The 17,503-nt window shown below is 65.7% G+C and carries 18 protein-coding genes; 9 read left to right on the top strand and 9 right to left on the bottom strand.

Going from position 1 to position 17,503, the window contains the following annotated elements; all coding sequences use genetic code 11:
• Positions 1–29: 29 nt before the first annotated feature.
• Positions 30–2,258, bottom strand: coding sequence for a SulP family inorganic anion transporter (locus tag AWB66_RS01350; RefSeq protein ID WP_268811128.1), 2,229 nt, complete (start codon positions 2,256–2,258; stop codon positions 30–32).
• 241 nt (positions 2,259–2,499) lie between these two features.
• Between AWB66_RS01350 and AWB66_RS01345 the strand changes: the two genes are divergently transcribed.
• The 4 genes from AWB66_RS01345 (at position 2,500) to AWB66_RS01330 (ending at position 4,405) form a co-directional block, all read left to right on the top strand.
• Positions 2,500–2,985 carry an SRPBCC family protein gene (locus AWB66_RS01345; protein WP_087628455.1) on the top strand — a complete coding sequence of 162 codons (486 nt, stop codon included), beginning with the start codon at positions 2,500–2,502 and terminating at the stop codon, positions 2,983–2,985.
• A gap of 156 nt (positions 2,986–3,141) precedes the next feature.
• Positions 3,142–3,462, top strand: a complete 321-nt coding sequence (locus AWB66_RS01340) for a hypothetical protein (protein WP_087628772.1) — start codon at positions 3,142–3,144, stop codon at positions 3,460–3,462.
• A gap of 20 nt (positions 3,463–3,482) precedes the next feature.
• The gene (locus AWB66_RS01335; protein ID WP_087628454.1) at positions 3,483–3,857 is read left to right on the top strand and encodes a VOC family protein; all 375 of its coding nucleotides are present in this window, start codon (positions 3,483–3,485) and stop codon (positions 3,855–3,857) included.
• Positions 3,858–4,153: 296 nt separating this feature from the next.
• Positions 4,154–4,405 carry a hypothetical protein gene (locus AWB66_RS01330; protein ID WP_087628453.1) on the top strand — a complete coding sequence of 84 codons (252 nt, stop codon included), beginning with the start codon at positions 4,154–4,156 and terminating at the stop codon, positions 4,403–4,405.
• Positions 4,406–4,420: 15 nt separating this feature from the next.
• Here AWB66_RS01330 and AWB66_RS01325 read toward each other — a convergent pair whose 3' ends face one another.
• Positions 4,421–5,002: a J domain-containing protein gene (locus tag AWB66_RS01325; protein ID WP_087628452.1), complete on the bottom strand. Its 582-nt coding sequence runs from the start codon at positions 5,000–5,002 to the stop codon at positions 4,421–4,423.
• A gap of 84 nt (positions 5,003–5,086) precedes the next feature.
• Positions 5,087–5,419 carry a hypothetical protein gene (locus tag AWB66_RS01320; protein WP_087628451.1) on the bottom strand — a complete coding sequence of 111 codons (333 nt, stop codon included), beginning with the start codon at positions 5,417–5,419 and terminating at the stop codon, positions 5,087–5,089.
• A 105-nt stretch (positions 5,420–5,524) separates the two neighbouring features.
• On the opposite strand from AWB66_RS01320, the gene AWB66_RS01315 reads away from it, so the two are divergent.
• Positions 5,525–6,088: a phosphonate degradation HD-domain oxygenase gene (locus AWB66_RS01315; RefSeq protein WP_087628450.1), complete on the top strand. Its 564-nt coding sequence runs from the start codon at positions 5,525–5,527 to the stop codon at positions 6,086–6,088.
• Here AWB66_RS01315 and treA read toward each other — a convergent pair.
• Complete coding sequence (gene treA, locus AWB66_RS01310; RefSeq protein WP_235020942.1) at positions 6,085–7,683, bottom strand: alpha,alpha-trehalase TreA; 1,599 nt, start codon at positions 7,681–7,683, stop codon at positions 6,085–6,087. The two genes, AWB66_RS01315 and treA, sit on opposite strands and share 4 nt — an antisense overlap.
• Before the next feature lie 358 nt (positions 7,684–8,041).
• Positions 8,042–9,301: a YbfB/YjiJ family MFS transporter gene (locus tag AWB66_RS01305; RefSeq protein ID WP_087628448.1), complete on the bottom strand. Its 1,260-nt coding sequence runs from the start codon at positions 9,299–9,301 to the stop codon at positions 8,042–8,044.
• 188 nt (positions 9,302–9,489) lie between these two features.
• Between AWB66_RS01305 and AWB66_RS01300 the strand changes: the two genes are divergently transcribed.
• Both AWB66_RS01300 and AWB66_RS01295 read left to right on the top strand, forming a co-directional pair.
• Positions 9,490–10,911, top strand: coding sequence for an MFS transporter (locus AWB66_RS01300; protein WP_268811127.1), 1,422 nt, complete (start codon positions 9,490–9,492; stop codon positions 10,909–10,911).
• 109 nt (positions 10,912–11,020) lie between these two features.
• Positions 11,021–11,560: a transglycosylase SLT domain-containing protein gene (locus tag AWB66_RS01295; protein WP_087628770.1), complete on the top strand. Its 540-nt coding sequence runs from the start codon at positions 11,021–11,023 to the stop codon at positions 11,558–11,560.
• A gap of 130 nt (positions 11,561–11,690) precedes the next feature.
• Here the strand turns inward: AWB66_RS01295 and AWB66_RS01290 are convergent, their stop codons facing one another.
• Positions 11,691–12,062: a hypothetical protein gene (locus AWB66_RS01290; protein ID WP_087628447.1), complete on the bottom strand. Its 372-nt coding sequence runs from the start codon at positions 12,060–12,062 to the stop codon at positions 11,691–11,693.
• Between the two features lie 130 nt (positions 12,063–12,192).
• The gene (locus AWB66_RS01285) at positions 12,193–12,516 is read right to left on the bottom strand and encodes a hypothetical protein (RefSeq protein ID WP_087628446.1); all 324 of its coding nucleotides are present in this window, start codon (positions 12,514–12,516) and stop codon (positions 12,193–12,195) included.
• 394 nt (positions 12,517–12,910) lie between these two features.
• On the opposite strand from AWB66_RS01285, the gene AWB66_RS01280 reads away from it, so the two are divergent.
• Positions 12,911–13,390, top strand: coding sequence for a hypothetical protein (locus tag AWB66_RS01280; protein WP_087628445.1), 480 nt, complete (start codon positions 12,911–12,913; stop codon positions 13,388–13,390).
• A 104-nt stretch (positions 13,391–13,494) separates the two neighbouring features.
• On the opposite strand, the gene AWB66_RS01275 is transcribed toward AWB66_RS01280, so the two are convergent.
• Positions 13,495–15,609 (bottom strand): response regulator, encoded by a 2,115-nt coding sequence (locus AWB66_RS01275; RefSeq protein WP_087628444.1) that lies wholly within the window; start codon positions 15,607–15,609, stop codon positions 13,495–13,497.
• Positions 15,610–15,877: 268 nt separating this feature from the next.
• Here AWB66_RS01275 and AWB66_RS01270 point away from each other — a divergent pair, with 268 nt between their 5' ends.
• Positions 15,878–16,396 (top strand): Mpo1 family 2-hydroxy fatty acid dioxygenase, encoded by a 519-nt coding sequence (locus AWB66_RS01270; RefSeq protein ID WP_087628443.1) that lies wholly within the window; start codon positions 15,878–15,880, stop codon positions 16,394–16,396.
• A 24-nt stretch (positions 16,397–16,420) separates the two neighbouring features.
• Here the strand turns inward: AWB66_RS01270 and rarD are convergent, their stop codons facing one another.
• A complete protein-coding gene (rarD, locus tag AWB66_RS01265) occupies positions 16,421–17,380 on the bottom strand; it encodes an EamA family transporter RarD (RefSeq protein ID WP_087628442.1) in 960 nt (319 codons plus the stop codon).
• Positions 17,381–17,503: the final 123 nt, after the last annotated feature.

Raw genomic sequence — 17,503 nt, 5'->3', positions numbered from 1 at the left:
GGTGACCCTTCGACGCGCCACCGCATCGCTCACAACGCCACGCGCAACGCGTCGTCCGCGATCGCGAGCCGCGACGCCATCACCTTCACGACAAACCGGTGCCACTGTTGCGCGGTCAGCGGTTCGTCGCGCTCAAGCTGCTGCAACGCTGCGAGCGAAAGCCGCCATAGCCGCGCGGGTTCGTCGGCGATCACGTCCGCGCTGCGCGGACGCTGCGAATACACCGCCATCTCGCCGACGATCGTCCCCGGCCCGAACGAGCGCAGCCGCACCGCGCGCCCGTCCGCGAGCGTGAGCGAAACCCTCACGTGCCCTTGCTCGACGATGAAGATCGCGTCGCCCGGCTCGCCGTGCCGGAACAGCAACTCGCCCGCGCCGATCTCGCGCATCTCCAGGCACGCCATCAGGCGTTCGAGCGCGGGCGGCGTGAAGTGATGCGCGAGGCTCGCGTGAAAATCGGCTTCGTCGGTGTGATGCTGGCCGGCGCCGGTGTCGAGCTGACGCTCCTCGATCCATTCGAGCCCCGCATCGAGCGTGTCGAATTCGTGGATGCCCAGACTCAGCGTGCCCGTTCGCGCAAGCAGTTGCCGCGAGCGCGCGGGCAAGCCGGTCAGCACGAGCGCGGCGCCCCGCGCCTCGCACACCTGCTTGAGCTTCATGAAGCTGACCGACACGGAAGCATCCACGCCGTTCGTCGCGCCGAAGTCGAGCACGACGTAGCGCACCGGCATCGGTCCGCTGCGCCCAAGCCGTTCGCGCACGCGATGCAGGATCGAGTTGGCGGTGCCGAAGAAGAGAAAGCCTTGCAGGCAGGTGCCGCACACCTGCGAGCCATGCTCCTTGAGGCGTTCGGCCTGTTCGATGGTGCGCTCGACGTTCGAGGTCCGCGTGCTGCCGTCGAACTCCATGCGCACGCAGCTCACGCGCCCGTAGAGCAGCGCGAACGTCACGCATGCGGCGAGCACGCCCGCGACGACGCCCGCCACCACGCCATAGACCGCGATCACGCCGAGGATCAGCGGCACGAGCAGGTACTCGTTCCAGTCGAGCTTGCCCCACGCGCCGACGAGCCAGTCCATCAGGAGGCGCAGGCCCATGAAGATCTGCAGGCCGACGAGCACCGGCACCGGAAAGAGCGCGACCAGATCCGGCGACACCGCGAGCACCAGGAGGCACGCGAGCGCGGCGAACACGCCCGCGACGCGGCTCGTCGCGCCGGCGCGCGCGTTGAGCATCGTGCGGTTGTAGGACTGGTAGCCGACCATGCCGCCCAGCATCCCGCTCGCGATGTTCGCGAGTCCGGCCACGCGCATCTCGCGGTTCAGGTCGACGTCCTGGCCGGTCGCGGCGCCGATCGCCGTCGAGTTCATCAGGATCGTGATCGCCGACACCGACGTCACCACGAGCGTCTCCGGAAGATGCGCGCCGATCGCGTGCCAGTCGACGTTGCCCTGCGCGAGCGAGCGCGGCAAGTGCAGCTCGGGAAGCTGCAGCGCATGCATCGGCACGTGCTGAAGCAAGAGGCCCATGTCGCGCGCCTCGTCGATGGGAATGCCCGCCGCGTGCAGCAGCACATAGAAGAGCGCGATGCCGAAGGCGAGCGTGGCCGGCAGCACGGCCGCATGCTTCCACACGCGATAAAGCACGGTCGCGAGCGCGCCCACGACGAGCGCCGGCACCCACGCGAGCCAGTGCAGATGCGCGAGCAGCGGCACCGCCTGCCAGCTCGGCGCATGGCCCGTCAGCACGCGAAACGCGCCAGTGAGCAGCAGATAGCCGGTGCCGGCAAGAAAGCCGCCCATCACGGGATAAGGCAGGAATTGCAGCGACCGGCTGCGTTTCGACGACCCGATCGAGAAGAGAATGATGCCCGTCACGATCGAGCACAGCGCGATCGAGATCAGCACGGTCAGCAGGATGGCGGCGGGCGATCCGCCGTTCGCGCGCACGCTGCTCGCAACCCCCGCCGCCACGCCGACGAGAAACGCGGTGGCATTGCTGTCGGGGCCGCCGATGTTCATGCGCATCGAGCTCGTGAGCGCGATGACGAGCGCCGTCACGACGCAACTGACGAGCGCAGTCGGCACGCCGAGTTCGGCGTAGCGCGCGAGGTCGGCGCTGAAGATCATCGTGCCGAGGCTCATCGCGTAGCACAGCATGACGAGCGTCGAGAGCGTGCCTGCCGCGAGGTCGCCGAACAAGCGCGCGATGCGTGTGTCGCCTGGATCGCTTCCGGAACCTGCGGTGGCTGGCTTCACGGCGCTCTCCCGATGCGTGTCGGCGATGCGATGCTGAACGTGCAACGGCGCGCGGCACGCGATCCGCCGACGAGTATCCGCCGCGCCGCGCGGACGTGTCAATTTTCCGCGTAGGCAGGCGCATATCGTGAGCGAACTGCGCGACCTACACTGAAGAGACAACGCCGCGAGGCGCGTCGTCCGATTCGTCTGACGTGACGACTGGCGACCCAGGCGAAAAGGCAACGTAAAAACCACGAACATGCCACTCACCGAATACCGCTTCTCGACCGTCTGGTGCATCGACGCGAACATCGAGCGCGTGTGGGATGTCATCCACGATGCCGCGCGCTGGCCCGACTGGTGGAAGAACGTCGAGCGCACCGTCGAATTGAAGCGCGGCGACCACGACGGCGTCGGCGCGCTGCATCGCTATGTATGGCGCGGCGTGCTGCCGTATCGCGTGGTCTTCGACATGCGCGTCACCCGCGTCGAGCCGCTGAGCGCGCTAGAAGGCGAAGCGAGCGGCACGGTTGAAGGCACCGGCTGCTGGCGCTTTAGCGCGCTGGCCGAAGGAACGCAGATCCGCTACGACTGGCACGTGCGCACCACACGCTTCTGGATGAACCTGCTCGCGCCGCTCGCGCGCCCGCTCTTTCGCTGGAACCACGACGTCATCATGCGCGAAGGCGGTCATGCCCTCGCGCGGCGGCTCAACGCGCGGCTGATTCGCATCGAACAATGGTAGACCGCGCGCGGCCGCACCCTTCGATGGATTCGAACCGTCAACTGGAGTAACGTTGGACCGGAGCGGCCCGGCGCTTCGTTGCTCTTTTCGCTGCTCGCTTCGCGAGGCGTTCGACACGCACGTTCGCTCCGCACATTCGCCAACAAGGAGGCGCTCATGCCCGACGAACCTGCTCAATGGCACGTGTTTGAATACGAAGGCTTCGAAATCCATGTGCTGCCGCAACTGAAAACGGCACCGGAGCACGCGCCGCCGCGCACGATCGAACGCTACGTGTATATCGGCCACGTGTGCCGGCACGGCGCGAACGCGACTATGCCCGGGGAAGCCGTTCATTTTCACGCCGACGGCAACGACGAGTTCAAGTCCGCCGACGATGCCGTCGACGACGCGCGGCACGTGGGCAAGACCATCATCGACGGCACGCATCCGGATCTTTCCGTGCTACCGCTCGTGTCGCAGCATCCTCATCACTGACCACCCGACGACCGCCGACGATGAACCTGTTGACCGAGCCGAGCTTCGAAAGCCTGAGTGCCATCACGCTCGTGACCCGCGACATGCAGCGCGCGGTGCGCTTCTACCAGACGCTCGGCATGACCCTGCTGTACGGCGGTCCGCAGGAAGCGTTCACGTCGTTCGCGATCGGCGGAGCGTTCCTCAACCTGATCGCGGAGGCGCACGAGCCCGTCAGCGGATGGGGACGCGTCATCATCTATGTGTCCGACGTGGACGCGCTTTATCGCAAGCTGATGGCGGCGGGCATCAAGCCGTCTTTCGCGCCACGCGACGCGCCGTGGAACGAGCGCTACTTCCACGTCAGCGACCCCGACGGCCACGAACTCAGCTTCGCGCGTCCGCTCGGTTCATAGCGGATTTTCCCGGCACGAGTTTCGCTTCATCTCCGTCAAGGGTCTTTCCCGCGACGTTCTCGAATCCTATGAACGATGGCGCACAGACCCGCTTTGCGCCCGCGCGCACGCTGAAGGCACGCATCGAAAGAAAGAATCGCGCTGTTGCTATTTCGCCAAAAACCGCACACCGAAGCTTTCGAAGCGTAGAGTTAAAGTGCTTTCTCAAGTGTGTGGTGCGACGCGGCAGCCGGCTCGGTTACGCGATGCGCGCAGTCCGCGCAAGGCGGCAGCAACCGGTGAGATGGAGAGTGGAAATGAAAAGCACGAGTGAGCGGTCCCTGCGGTATCAGGTCGAAAAGTGGCTTGCGCCCGGGTGCTCTGCGCCGGTCCACGTGATGGAATTCAGCCGTACGCGGGTCGGCCACAGGCGGTATGTGCGCGTCGAGACTTCGCAGCCAACCGGTACACGTTCACTCTTTTTCTTCCGCCACGACGACGGCTTCTGGTGCGTCTTCCCGCCCGACAGCGATCGCGTGAAGATGCATGTCGAAAGGCTCGCAGCGTGAATCCCTGAGTCGCGGCTAGAACTTCAGGCCGTTGAGAAACTGGAACCACAGCGCGCCGAGATGATGGGCCTGCGCAGGTTCCTTCTCCTTATCCTGATCCTCAGTTACCGTCTGCGCTTCTTCTTGTTCTCCTGCCGTCTGCCGCTGCCGCGAGATATGCAGCGCGATGGCGCTGTCAGCGATCTGACCTGCGGCTTGCGCGTCGCATCGCTGGCCGAGCAGCACGCCGAAAACTACATCGCGGTTGTAGCCTTGCGTGGCAAAGTGCATTGCGAGCGCCACGCGCTCCGCATACTCGGCCTCGGCCGCCGCCTGCGCGGCCGCGCGGCGTTCGGCTTCCTCGGCCTCTTCCTGCTGCCGCTGCGCTTCCCAGCGGCGCATCTCTTCCGCGAAGATCGAATCGTAGACCTGCCGCTGCGCCGGGTCCGAGAGGATCGCGTAGGCTTCCTTGATCTCCTGAAACGCGGCGCGCGCGGTGTCCTCGCTACCGACGTTGCGATCCGGGTGACAGCGCATCGCGGCCTTGCGGTAGGCGCGTTTGATTTCGTCGTCGGTGGCGTGTTCATCGACGCCCAGCGTTTCGTATAGCGTTGCCATCGTGCGTTCGGTTCGTGTTCGGGTCGCGGACCTTCGTAACATGCGAAAAAGGCACGCTCGCGACGGGGCGAAGCATGACGCACGTCACGGCATCCGGCGTCCCGTGATGTGGCTCACGCCCTCGGCGCCAAGCCGGTCGAAGACGGCGCGCGCCGCCGGAAGTTGGCGGCGGATGTGCAGCCTGATGTTGAGCACCGCCACCGCGAACAGCGCGACGGTCGCGACGAGATACTCGCGGCGCTCGGGCAGCACGCCGTACCGCGTGTGCGCGAAGACGAGCGCGATCCACACGACGGCCGGCAGATGCAGTCCCCAATGCCGTTGCGCGAAATGCCATGCAAGGCGCCGCACCGCGCGCTTCGACGCGCGGTCGAGGCCAGCGAGCGGTGCGTGCTTGCCATCGGATGCAAGGGGCATTGGATTTCTCCAGCTTCGGTGGGCCATGCCGCCCGGCGACACGGGATCGACACACGCCAGCGTTATGCTGCTGCGCGACGACCCGCTCCACTCTCGCGACACACGATGGCACTTTCGATCGCCGATATCCAACATCTCTTCGATACATACGGCGCGCTCGCCTACAGCGGCGAACCCGTCACGCAACGCCAGCACGCCTTGCAGACAGCGACGCTCGCGCAAGACTCCGGCGCGAGCGCGGAACTCGTGACGGCGTCGCTGCTGCACGACCTCGGGCATCTGCTGAACCGGCAAGGCGAGACGCCGACCGAACGCGGCATCGACGACCTGCATCAGTACTACGCCCTGCCCTTTCTGCGCGCGCTCTTCGCGGACGCGGTGCTCGAACCGATCCGCCTTCACGTCGACGCAAAGCGCTGCCTGTGCGCGATCGATCCCGCGTATCGCGCGAAACTGTCCGCGGACTCGGTGCGCAGTCTGCGCCTGCAAGGCGGCGTCTTTAGCGAAGACGAGGCGCAGGCGTTCCTCGCGAAGCCCTTCGCCGAAGACGCGATGTTCCTGCGACGCTGGGACGATCTCGCGAAAGACGCATCGCGTTCGACACCCACGCTCGCGCACTTCCTCGCGATCGCCGACAGCATCGTGAAGCCGGTCGAAGCGAACCGCTAGCCGCCATAGAGATCGAGCAGCTTGAGGGTCACGCCGTTGGTCCAGCCGAAGCCGTCCTGCAACGGATACTCGCCGCCGCCGCCGCCGCCCGTGCCCGCACCCTCGACGACATATTTCTCGACGAGCTTCTGCTGTTTCGCATAGACGTTCTTCACGTCGGCGAGAAAGCGCATGCCGATCGGCTGCGAGAGCTCGCTGCGTCCATAGCGCTTCAGCCCTTCGATGGCGATCCAGTGCAGCGGCGCCCAGCCGTTGGGCGCGTCCCATTGCTGGCTGGTCGTGTAGGTCGTGGTCGCGAGGCCGCCGGGCTTGAGCAGTTGCGCCTCGACCGCGCGCGCCGTGCGGTGCGCGCGCTCCGGCCACGCCGCGCCGGCAAAGAGCGGATAGAGCGCCGCCGCCGACACATTGTCGCGCGGCTTCGCGAGCCGCCAGTCGTAGTCGCCGTAATAGCCTTTGTCGTTCCACAGATACTTGTTGATGCCAAGCGCGCGCTTTGCCGCGTGCCCGATGAACTGCGCGACGCAGCCGAAGTCGCGCGCCTCGCCGCAGCCGCGCGCGATCGTCGTTTCGAGGTGGAACATGAGGCTGTTCAGATCGACGGGAACGATCGACGTCGTGCGGATGGTGGCGAGCGTCATGTTGTCGCCGAACCAGCGCGAGCTGAAGTCCCAGCCGCTCTCGGCCGCCGCGCGCAGGTCGCGATACACCTCGTTTGGCGCGCGCCCCGGCACCTGTTTGGCCGTCGTCACGTCTTCCAGATACGACTCGTCGCGCGGCGTGTCGGAAGCATCCCAGTAGCGGTTGAGCACCGTATGGTCCGGCAGCATCACGACGTTGCGCGCGGCGTCGCCTGGCTTGAGCGCGCCTGCGCCCTGCATCCAGTAGGCGTATTCGCGGCGCATTTGCGGCAGGTACTTCTGATAGACGCGCCCGCCTTCTTTCTGCGCGGCGAGCTCCACCATGTACGAGAAGAACGGCGGCTGCGAGCGGCTCACGTAGTACGTACGGTTGCCGTTCGGAATATGACCGATGGTGTCGATCAGATACGCGAAGTTGTCGAGCATGTCGTCGACGAGATCCTCGCGGCCCGCTTCCTGCAAGCCGAGCATCGTGAAATAGGTGTCCCAGTAGTAGCCCTCGCGAAAGCGCCCGCCCGGCACGACATAGGGCTTCGGCATCGGGATCAGCGAACTGTTGGCGGGCACCGTCGCCGACGTCGTCACACGCGTGAGCCTGGGCCAGAGCCAGTCGATGTGCTCGCGCAACGTCTGGTTCGGCGGCGGCGTGATGACCTGATCGGTCGGCGGCGTGAAGTATTGCGCGACGAACGCGGAGAGCGAGAAGCCCGGGTTGTTCTTCTGCTGCTCGTAGTACGCGACGATGGTGGCCGGGTCGGCTTTAGGAGTCGCGTCGACGAACGTCTTCTGGTCGGGATAGACCTGCGCCGTCTGCACCGCGACGAACAGATCGCCGTAGAGCACGCTCGGCGGCGGCGGCAGCGTCGGGCCGGTTTGCGTATCGGCTTGCGCCTCGTACGCTACGGCTCCGAACAGGATCAATGCGCTTAGCACGCGGGCCGCGGCTTGTCTGCGCATCGTCTCAAAGCCAGTGTGATGGTGTATCGACGTCACGACCATGTCTCCTCCTCGCAAGGGATTACGAACCGGACTTGGTCTCGCTCACGTGGCCGCAGAGGAATGACGCGCGGCGCCCGACGCCTTGGAGGCGCTCTCGATGTTCGCCGCCGAAGGATCGCATGAGGGCGATGGGCTTCGCAACCATCGCGTGGCGGTTTAGTCCGGGCACAACTCGTGCGCCGTTGCGGCGCAGCAGGCGCTACTTCAGCGTCAGCGCGACGGTCAGGCAGGTGCAGGCGACATCATGCGTGAAAAGACCGACCGGCGAATGCTGGCGGGCCTTTGTTATCGACTATTTGTGTAAGCCGGAACACCTTCAACGCTGAACCAACAACGCTCTCTGCGTCGCAGCGAACCCCGCCCCCACAGCGAGCAACGCTGCCGAATAAACGAGCCCTCGCGCGAGCCCGGCGCCATCGGAGATCAGCCCGATGACCATCGGCCCGACGATCTGCCCGAACGCGAACACGATGGTAAAAGCGCTGATCCCTTGAGCCCAGCGCGCGGCCGGCAGGTTGTGCCGAACGAAAGCCGTCGTCGACGCGACGGCCGACAGGAACGTCGCCCCGAAGAGCATGCCAGACAAGAACGCGACGACAGTCGATCCAAACACCACGGGCATGATGGTAGCCAGCGCGAGCAAACCGTTGAGCGTTGCAAGCGCCTGCCCGCCGCGCATTCGGTCCAGCAGCCGGGACCACAGCCGCGCGGACGCCACCGTCGCCAGCCCGAGCAGCACATAGAACGCAGTGACGGCAGAAGCGCTCATGCCGCCGTTGCGCAACATCGCGATGATGAACGTCATGTAGCCGATATAGCCGACGCCAAAGAAAAAATAGCCGACGAGCATGCGAGCGAAGCTCGGCCAGCGAGGCGCGTCGGCGAGTGTCTGGCCGGCGCCCTGCCCGCCGGCTTGCGTCAGATCGCCGGACTCGATGCGCCGCGCCGCGCCGACCGCGAATACCGACAACACCGCGCACGCGAGCGCCAGCGCGAACCACGCGAGCTGCCAGCCATGCGCGCCGCTTCGTATGCTCGACGGCACGAGCAGCGCGGAGACCACGATGCCCCATCCGGCGCCGCCGTAGTACAGGCCGAGCACGAGCCCCGCGTCGCGCGGATGCGACGACGCGAGCCGCGCCGCCAGCACGCCCCCGCCGATGAAGATGAACGCGCTGCTGATGCCCGTCGCGACCCGCTGTGCGAGCAGCGCAGCGGTATCGGCGAGCACGCCGCTTATCGCCATCACGATCGCCGTCACGACACAGCCCGCGACGAACGACATGCCCGCCGTCCAGCGTCGCGAGCAAAGTGGAAAGACGAGTGCGCCCAGCAAATAGCCGAGCGCGTTGGCCGTGTTCATCGCGCCAGCCTGCGCGAAGGTCCAGCCGAGGTCCGCCTTCATCGAAGGCAGCAAGAGCGCGTAGGAAAAGCGCGTGAGCCCGAGCGCGATCGCGCTGCCGAGCGACAGGCACGCCGCGAGCGCCAGCGTCTCTTTGCGCGAGCGCGCCGCACGGTCCGACGCTGTCCATGTCGCTTCGTGTCGTCGTGCGGTGCTGCCGGTGTCGTCGGTCATCGGTTCTTGTGGTGGCGGATTGGTCGCCTATGGTATCGCGAGCACTTGCCGACCGTTAAGACCGTTCCACGCTACAGGCCCGCATACACCGGATACCGCACGCTAAGCGCCGACACCTGCTCGCGCGCGTTCAAGTAGACTGGCCTTCGCCCGTCATTCGTCGATGGACTCGACGCACCTACAAGCCCGTGAACAAGCCAGGAAACTTTCGCCTCACCGCGGCCGTCGTCGCGAGTGCGCTCTTCATGCAGAACATGGACGGCACGATCGTCGCGACCGCCATTCCTTCGATGGCGCGCGATCTGAACGTCGATCCCGTGCATCTCTCCAGCGCGATCACCGCGTACCTCGTCGCGCTCACGGTGTTCATTCCGGCGAGCGGCTGGGTCGCGGACCGCTTCGGCGCGCGGCGCGTCTTCATGTGGGCCATCGCCACCTTCACGCTGGCGTCGATCGCGTGCGCGGCGTCGACGAGTCTCGCGACGCTCATCGCCGCGCGCATCGTGCAGGGGCTCGGCGGTGCGATGATGGTGCCGGTCGGAAGGCTCATTCTCTTTCGCGGCGTGAAGCGCGAAGAACTGCTGCAAGCGACGACCTGGCTCACGATGCCCGCGCTGATCGGCCCGTTGCTCGGACCGCCGCTCGGCGGCTTTCTCACCGATACGCTGTCGTGGCGCAGCATCTTCTGGGTCAACGTGCCGGTCGGGATCGCGGGATTGCTGCTGACATGGCGACTCCTGCCGCCTTCGCATCCCGAACACAAGCGGCCGCCCGACGTGCGCGGAATGGTGATGATCGGCGCGTCGCTCTCGCTCTTCATGATCGGCATCGAAAGCGCCGGGCGCGGCTTCCTGCCCCACGGCTTGCCGTGGCTGCTCGCCGCGTGCGGCGCGCTGCTCTTCTGGCTCGGCGTGCGGCATTGCAAACGCGTGCCGGACCCGGCCGTCGACTTTTCGTTGCTTGCGATTCCGACCTTCCACGCCGCGACGATCGCGGGCAGTCTCTTTCGCGCGGGCGCCGGCGCGCTGCCGTTTCTCGTGCCGCTGACACTGCAGACCGGCTTCGGCTACAGCGCATCGGCGAGCGGCCTCATTACGTTCGCGAGCGCGCTCGGCTCGTTCTGCATGCGGCCGATGACCGCGCTCGCGCTGCGCCGCTTTTCCGTGCGAACCGTGTTGTGCGCGGGGAGCGTCTCGTTCGCGATCGTGCTCGCCATCTGCTCGACGATGTCGCAGGCGTGGCCCGCCGCCGCGATCTTCGTGCTGCTGTTGCTCGGCGGCCTGAGCCGTTCGCTCTCGTTCGCGACGATGGGCGCGCTCGCCTTCGCCGACGTGCCGCGCCCGAAACTGGCCGCGGCGACCTCGTTTCAGGGAACCGCGCAGCAGTTGATGAAGGCGGTCGGCGTGACCGTGGCGGCGGGCACGATCCAGGTCACGATGCTGATGTCCGGCAGCGCGCATGCCGAGCGCTGGCAGCTTGCGTGCGGATTCCTGGTCACGGCGGCCATCGTGCTCGGCTCACTGCCGATGTTCGCGCGACTCTCGCCGGAAGCGGGCGCCGGCATTTCGACGCCGGGTCGCAAGGCCGCGAGTCACACGGAAACGCGATAGCGCGGGCGCGCCGGCGGCGCGAAGCGGCGACGGAATTTCACCAACTCCATGATTTGCAAGGAATTTTATTGTCTGTATAATGCCGTTTTTGCTTTTCCCGCCTAACCTCATGCGCCGTCTTCTCCTTATTTCGCTCGTTTCGCTCAGCCTGACGCAAGGCGTCGCTGCGCAGGAGAACGCGCAAGCCGATCCCGCCGGACAACAAGCGAGCGAACGCATTTCGCGTGTCATTTCGCAAAAATTCGGCGTGGCACGGGAAAAGGCTCAGCAGATTTCGGTGGCGGTGATGTCGTCGGCGTCGAAATATTCGCTTCCTCCGGCGCTTCTTCTCGCGATCATCTCCATCGAATCGCGTTTCAAGGAGAAGGCTAAAGGCGCAAACGGCGCGACGGGTCTGATGCAGGTCGTCCCGGCGGCGCACAAGCGGCTCGTGCGCAATGTCGATCTGATGGAACCGGAAGCAAATATCGAGGTGGGCTCGGCAATACTGAACGGCTACCTGAGGTCCGCGCAAGGCGATGTGGATTCTGCTTTGAAAAGCTATGGCGGATCGAAGGCGTACGCGGAGAAGGTCAGCTTGCGCGCGAAGAGCTTTGAGCCCGTCGCCCCTTCCGTCGATGCATCGGCGGACGGCATGCCTTCCAACTAACGTCTCATTCGATAGCGCACGGCGCGCCCGATCCACGTCGATGCCGCATGAAGCCGGCGATGGACAGTCAAAGGCGCGCGCGTTCTTACGTTTCTACAAGCGTTTCTACAAGTGCTAAGGCGCTAAGGTCTTAGTAGCCCTTCTGCATGCCGCCGGACGTGCCGCTCGTGCCGTTCGAGTTCATCCCGCCGCTCGAATTAGGCGCCTTCCTTTGCATGGTCCCCGACGACGTATCGTTGCCCATGCCGTTGCCCATGCCGCTCTTCGACGCTCCGGTGCCGCTCGTGCCGTCGGTCGAGCCGCCCATGCCGTTGCCGTTCATCCCGGCGCCGCCGTTCATCCCTGCTGCCGGAGCGCCGGTGCTACCCGCCGTGCCGCCTGTATTCGCGCCGCCCGCTGCGCCCGTGCCTGTGCCGCCGCCACCGCCGGCCCCTTGCGCATAGGCGCCGCCCGACAGACCCAGCACGAGTGCGGAAATCAAAATCGTCTTCGTCGCTTTCATTGCAGCCTCCATAGTGTGTGCGCGTCAGGCGCGGCAACGAAGTCGTCACAGCGCCCGTATGCACTTCTTTGCAAACCGCGTGCCGCGTCCGGGCTTCGACAAAGGCTCCAGCGACGAAAGACCACGCCCGTCAATAGCCCGGCGCGTAGGCGGGGCCGCACGGCACGTAGGCGCGCCGATAGTTATCGAAGCAGTATCCGGGCGGCGGCGGCGCGGGCTGCGCATACGCCGGTTCCGCGTAGACGGGTTGCGTGTACACCGGCTGGGCGTAGACGGGCGCCTGGTACACCGGCGCCGCATTCGCCGCCGATCCGACGATTGCACCCAGCACCGCGCCGCCGATCAGCGCGCCGACGATCGCGCCACCGTCGCCGCCTCCGTGGCCGTGCGCGGACGCTTGCCCCGCCACCGACAAACTGCCGATCATCACCAAAGCAACTGCTGCGCGTTTCATGAGGTTCTCCAGGTCCCGGTCGTCGGGATATGGAGCGGATCTTAAGCGGACCGCGAAGAAATATCTGCAGCAGTTGGTAACGGTACATTTCAGCGGAAACAATTGCGCGTCAACGAATCGCCTTCTCCAAGCGTCCTGTCGTCCGCGCCTTGGACGTCGTTGCTTAAGGGAATAGCTTCGGATTCCGTATCATTTCGGAATCGTCGAAAACAGGCGATCGGTAAGCACGTGCCATACGTTGACAGCTGCAGGATGTTCTTACCGGACGCGCGTTGCAATTGGTCGCGACTCGTTACCCTTTGTCACCAGAAGACCGTCAACGCTCGTCACGCCTTCGACGTTGATACGGACAGCACTGACACAAGCAGTGCACATTTCAAAGGAGTCTAAAACCATGAAGAAGATTGTCGCTGCTCTCGCATCCGCCATGCTGGTTACCACGGTATTCGCGCAAACGGCCGCGCCGGCAACGGAGACCGGCAAGGCTCAGGCGAAGGCCAACAGTGAAATGAGTGAAGCACAGGCAACGGCCAACAAGAAGAAGGCCGAAGCGCAGGGCGACGCCGCGAAAGCGCAGGCGTCGGCGAATGAAGACAAGGCATCGGCACAGGCCGACGCCGACAAGAAAGCCGCAAAGGTAGCGAAGGCGACCACCCCGTCGGAAGCCTCCGACGCTCGGGGCGATGCCGCGAAGGCGCAAACCAAGGCGAACAAGAAGAAGCACGATGCTCAGGCCAAGGCCGACAAGAAGAAGCACGAAGCCGCCAAGGACGCCGATGTGGCGCAAGCAAAGGCCGACAAGGAAAAAGTCGAGGCTCAAAGCGACGCTAACAAGACGGCCGCCGATGCGAAGGTCGACGCTGCGAAGAAGTAACGGGGCAAGCGTCACGCGCATCGCGCACATCGGGCCGCTATCGCACGCGTCGCGCAGCGGCTCATGATGTGCGTCTCGGGGCGAGTCTTGCGACTCGCCCCTTTTCACGCGTCGGCGCGAGCGAAGACGGCCTTTTCAAGCGCGTCGAGATCGAACGGTTTGGGCAGCAGCGTGGCGCCGCTCATGTCGTCGTCGAGTTCGGCTGCGATGCCCGCGCCGTAGCCCGACGCGAACACCACGCGCAGCCCGGGCTGCACGCGCTTCGCCGCACGCGCGAGCTCGATGCCCGACATGCCGGGCATGCGCACGTCGGTGAGCAGCACGTCGAACGACTGCGCGTCGAAGAGCGCGAGCGCCGCCTCTGCGTCATCCGCCGCCGATACCTGCGCGCCGAGCAGTTGCAGCAGTTCGCGCGTGGCATCGCGCGTGTTGACATCGTCTTCGACGATCAACACGCGCAGCGGTTCAGGCGTTTCGTTGCGCGGCGCGTGGCTGTCGCGGAACATCGCGCGAACTTTGTGCGCGAGCGCATCGCGACGATACGGCTTGCTGATGAGCGCGACGCCCGGATCGAGCCGCCCCTTATGCACGATCACGTTCTCCGTATAGCCCGACGTGAAGAGCACAGAGATCGACGGAATCGTCTCCTTCGCGCGCCGCGCGAGTTCGACGCTCGTTAGCGGCCCCGGCATGACGACATCCGAAAAGAGCAAGTCGATTTGCCCGTCGGCGGCTTCGAGCATCGTCAGCGCGCTCTGCGCATCGGACGCCTGCTGCACGCGATAGCCGAGCTGCGCGAGCATGTCGACGGCGGTCGCGCGCACGTCGGGATCGTCCTCGACGACGAGGATTGTCTCCGTGCCGCCCGTGACCGGATCGTTCGCCGTATCGGGCGCAAGCGTCTCTTCTTCCGGCGTGCACGGCAAATAGAGCGTGACCGTCGTGCCGCGCTCGATCGCGCTTTCCAGATGGATCGCGCCGCCCGTCTGCCGCAGGAAGCCGTAGGCCATGCTGAGGCCGAGGCCGGTGCCGCGTCCATCCGACTTGGTCGTGAAGAATGGCTCGAATGCGCGTTCGAGCACGGCGGGCGTCATGCCGGAGCCATTGTCCGACACGGTGAGCATTACGTAGTCGCCGGCCGGCACGAGTTCGTCGCCGAGCGCGCGGTCCGCATCGAAATGCGCGTTGGACGCGACGATCGCGAGCTTGCCGGTGCCGTCGATCGCATCGCGCGCGTTGACGGCGAGATTCACGATCACGTTTTGCAGATGATTGCGGTCGGCGAGCGTGTTGCAAAGCCCGTCCGCAATCTCGATGTCCAGTTCGATGGATTCGCCGAGCGTGCGCCGCAACGCATCGGAGCACGTATGCAGCAGCCGTCCGACGTCGATGGCGACCGGCTCCAGCGGCTGGCGCCGCGCGAACGCGAGCAGTTGCGAGGAGATCATCGCGCCGCGCTCGACAGCTTCGTGCGCGCTTTCAAGGCGACGCAGGAGCGTCGCGTCGTCGCGGGCGTGCTGCGTCGCGAGTTGCAGGTTGCCGCCGATCACTTGCAGCACGTTGTTGAAGTCGTGCGCGACGCCGCCCGTGAGCTTGCCGATCGCTTCCATCTTCTCGGATTGCGCGAGTCCCGTGTGGACGTCGCGCGTCCCCGCGTGCGCGTCGCGCTCGCGCATCGCCGCGTCGAGCGAACGCTGGGCGAGCACGCGCGGCGTCGCGTCGCGCGCGACCGACACGAGCCATTGAACGTCGCCGTTCGCATCGGGCACCGGCGACACCGTCACTTCCCAGTGCTTCAGATTGCCTCGCGCGGTCGGACACACCGCCTCGAAGCGCGAATGACGGCCGGCAAGCGCGGCATCGGCGGCGTCCTGCGCTCGTTCGCGCGCCTCGTCGGGCCATTGCGAGACCCACGGCTTGCCACGCAGCGCCGCGAAATCGTCGATTTCCTTCAGATGCAGACCGCGAGGGTTGATCGAATCCAGCGTGCCATCGCGCCGCACGATCTCGATGCAGTCGCTGCTGCCGTTGAGCATGCTGCGAAAGAATGCGTCGAATGCCGGGTCCGCGGGCGCAGGCGGAGCCGGTCGCGCGGCGGGATGGGCAGACGGTTCGAGAACGACGAAAGCGGCTTCGTCCGGAGCCTGGGTCGGCGAAAAGGTGAGCGGGTCCGCGTCGAGACGCGCCGTCACGGGGTCGGAATGGGACGAATCAGTCATTCAAACGGTCGAATCAGGGTGTGGCGGCTGACGGCGCGCAGTCGTTCCGACCGTGCGCCGCAGGGAGTAACCGGTTGTCTAAGCAAGCAGTGCGCCAGCATTACGAAAACTGTCGCGCCGCGCGCGATTAACGGCGCGAAGCGGTGCACGGAGCGGTTGGGAGGGAAAAGCGGGAAAGACCATGTAAAAACGCGCCGGTAAAGCGACATTTGCAGCGCGCGCCGGCCTTATGATCCGAGCAAACAATCACAATCAGGAGACAGACTTCATGCGAACGCTCACCGACCAACTCGCGCAATACGCCGCGTATCACCGCGACCGGCGCAATGTCGCGACGCATTTCGTCGGCATTCCGATGATCGTGCTCGCGCTGGCCGCGCTGCTCTCGCGGCCGTCTTGGCCGCTTGCCGGCGCGTTCGCCCTCACGCCGGCGTGGCTTCTCTTTGCCGCAGCCACGCTCTACTACCTCGCGCTCGACGTGCCGCTCGGCATCGGCATGGGCGTGTTTGCCGCGTGCTGCGCGGCGTTCGGACAATGGACGGCGGCGCAGCCGACACCGCTCTGGCTCGCCATCGGCATCGGGCTTTTCGTAGTGGGTTGGGTGTTCCAGTTCGTCGGACATATCCGCTACGAGCATCGCAAGCCCGCTTTCGTCGACGATATCGTCGGCCTTCTGATCGGCCCGCTCTTCGTGCTGGCCGAAGCGCTGTTCGGCTTCGGCATGCGGCGCCCGTTGCACGACGCGATCGAGGCGCGGCTCGCACGCGGGACGCGCGTCTCCGACTAACGGCTTCGCCTTTCACTCCACCGGTTAAAGCACGGCGCCGCTTTCGTGTTCCGCGCTCGAATGCTGTTCCGCGACAGGCAGTTCGCGCCGCCGCGCGCGTTCGCGTCGCACGAGACGCGCGCTGTGCACGGCGGTCAGCGCCACCGAGATCCAGATCGGCACATAGGTGCCGATGTGCTGCATCGAAAACGGTTCACCGAGCAACAGCACCGCGACGCCCACCAGCAACACCGGCTCGACGTAGCCGAGCACGCCGAACAGCGCGATCGGCAGATAGCGGCTCGCGCGCAGATAGGACCCGAGCGCGACGGTGCTCAGCACGCCAAGTCCGGGCAGAAGCAGCCATAGGATCGGCCGTGCCTCGACGACGGCCAGCGAATCGCGCACGACGAGCATCGCGAACGCGAACGGCGCGAGCAGCATCATTTCGATGGCGAACGACACGAGCGGGTCCGCGTGGAGCTTGCGCCGCAGCATGAAATACGGCGGATAGCCGAGCGCGACGACGAGCGTCGGCCAGGAGAACGCGTGCGTCATCACGAGTTCATGCGCGACGCCGACAGTAGCGAAAGCGACGCCCGCCCACTGGAAACCGTCGAGCGGCTCGCGATAGTGGAAGCGCCCGACCAGCACCATCACGAGCGGCAGCAGGAAGTAGCCGAGCGAGACTTCGAGCGCGCGTCCGTGAAGCGGCGCCCACAGGAAAATCCACAGTTGCACGCCGAGGAGCGCCGCCGCCGCGCCGAATCCGGCAAGCGAAAGCGGCGATCGGGCAAGCTTGGCGAGAAGCGCGCATAGTGTCGGCCAGCGCTTCGTCAACGCGACCAGGGCGAGCGCGCCGGGCAGCGTTCCCACGATGCGCCAGGCGAAGATGTCGAGGCCGTCGAGCGGCGCGAGCCACGTCGAATAGCCGGACATCAGCGCGAAAAGCGCGGACGCGGCCACCGACAGCGCGATGCCGCGCCCGAGGACTGGTTGATTCATTGCGCGTGGCTCGCGGGAAGGAAGTGGAAGGGGCGAAGGTCCGCCATTTTAAACGCTCTCTTCAGACGGGCTCGCGCCCGCCCGGACAGCCGTCGCCAGGTCGTGCCCGCTTCTTGCTTCAAC

It is taken from the genome of Caballeronia telluris (assembly GCF_001544495.1).
Classification (GTDB): domain Bacteria; phylum Pseudomonadota; class Gammaproteobacteria; order Burkholderiales; family Burkholderiaceae; genus Caballeronia; species Caballeronia telluris.
This window is presented reverse-complemented; position numbering and strand designations above follow the sequence as displayed.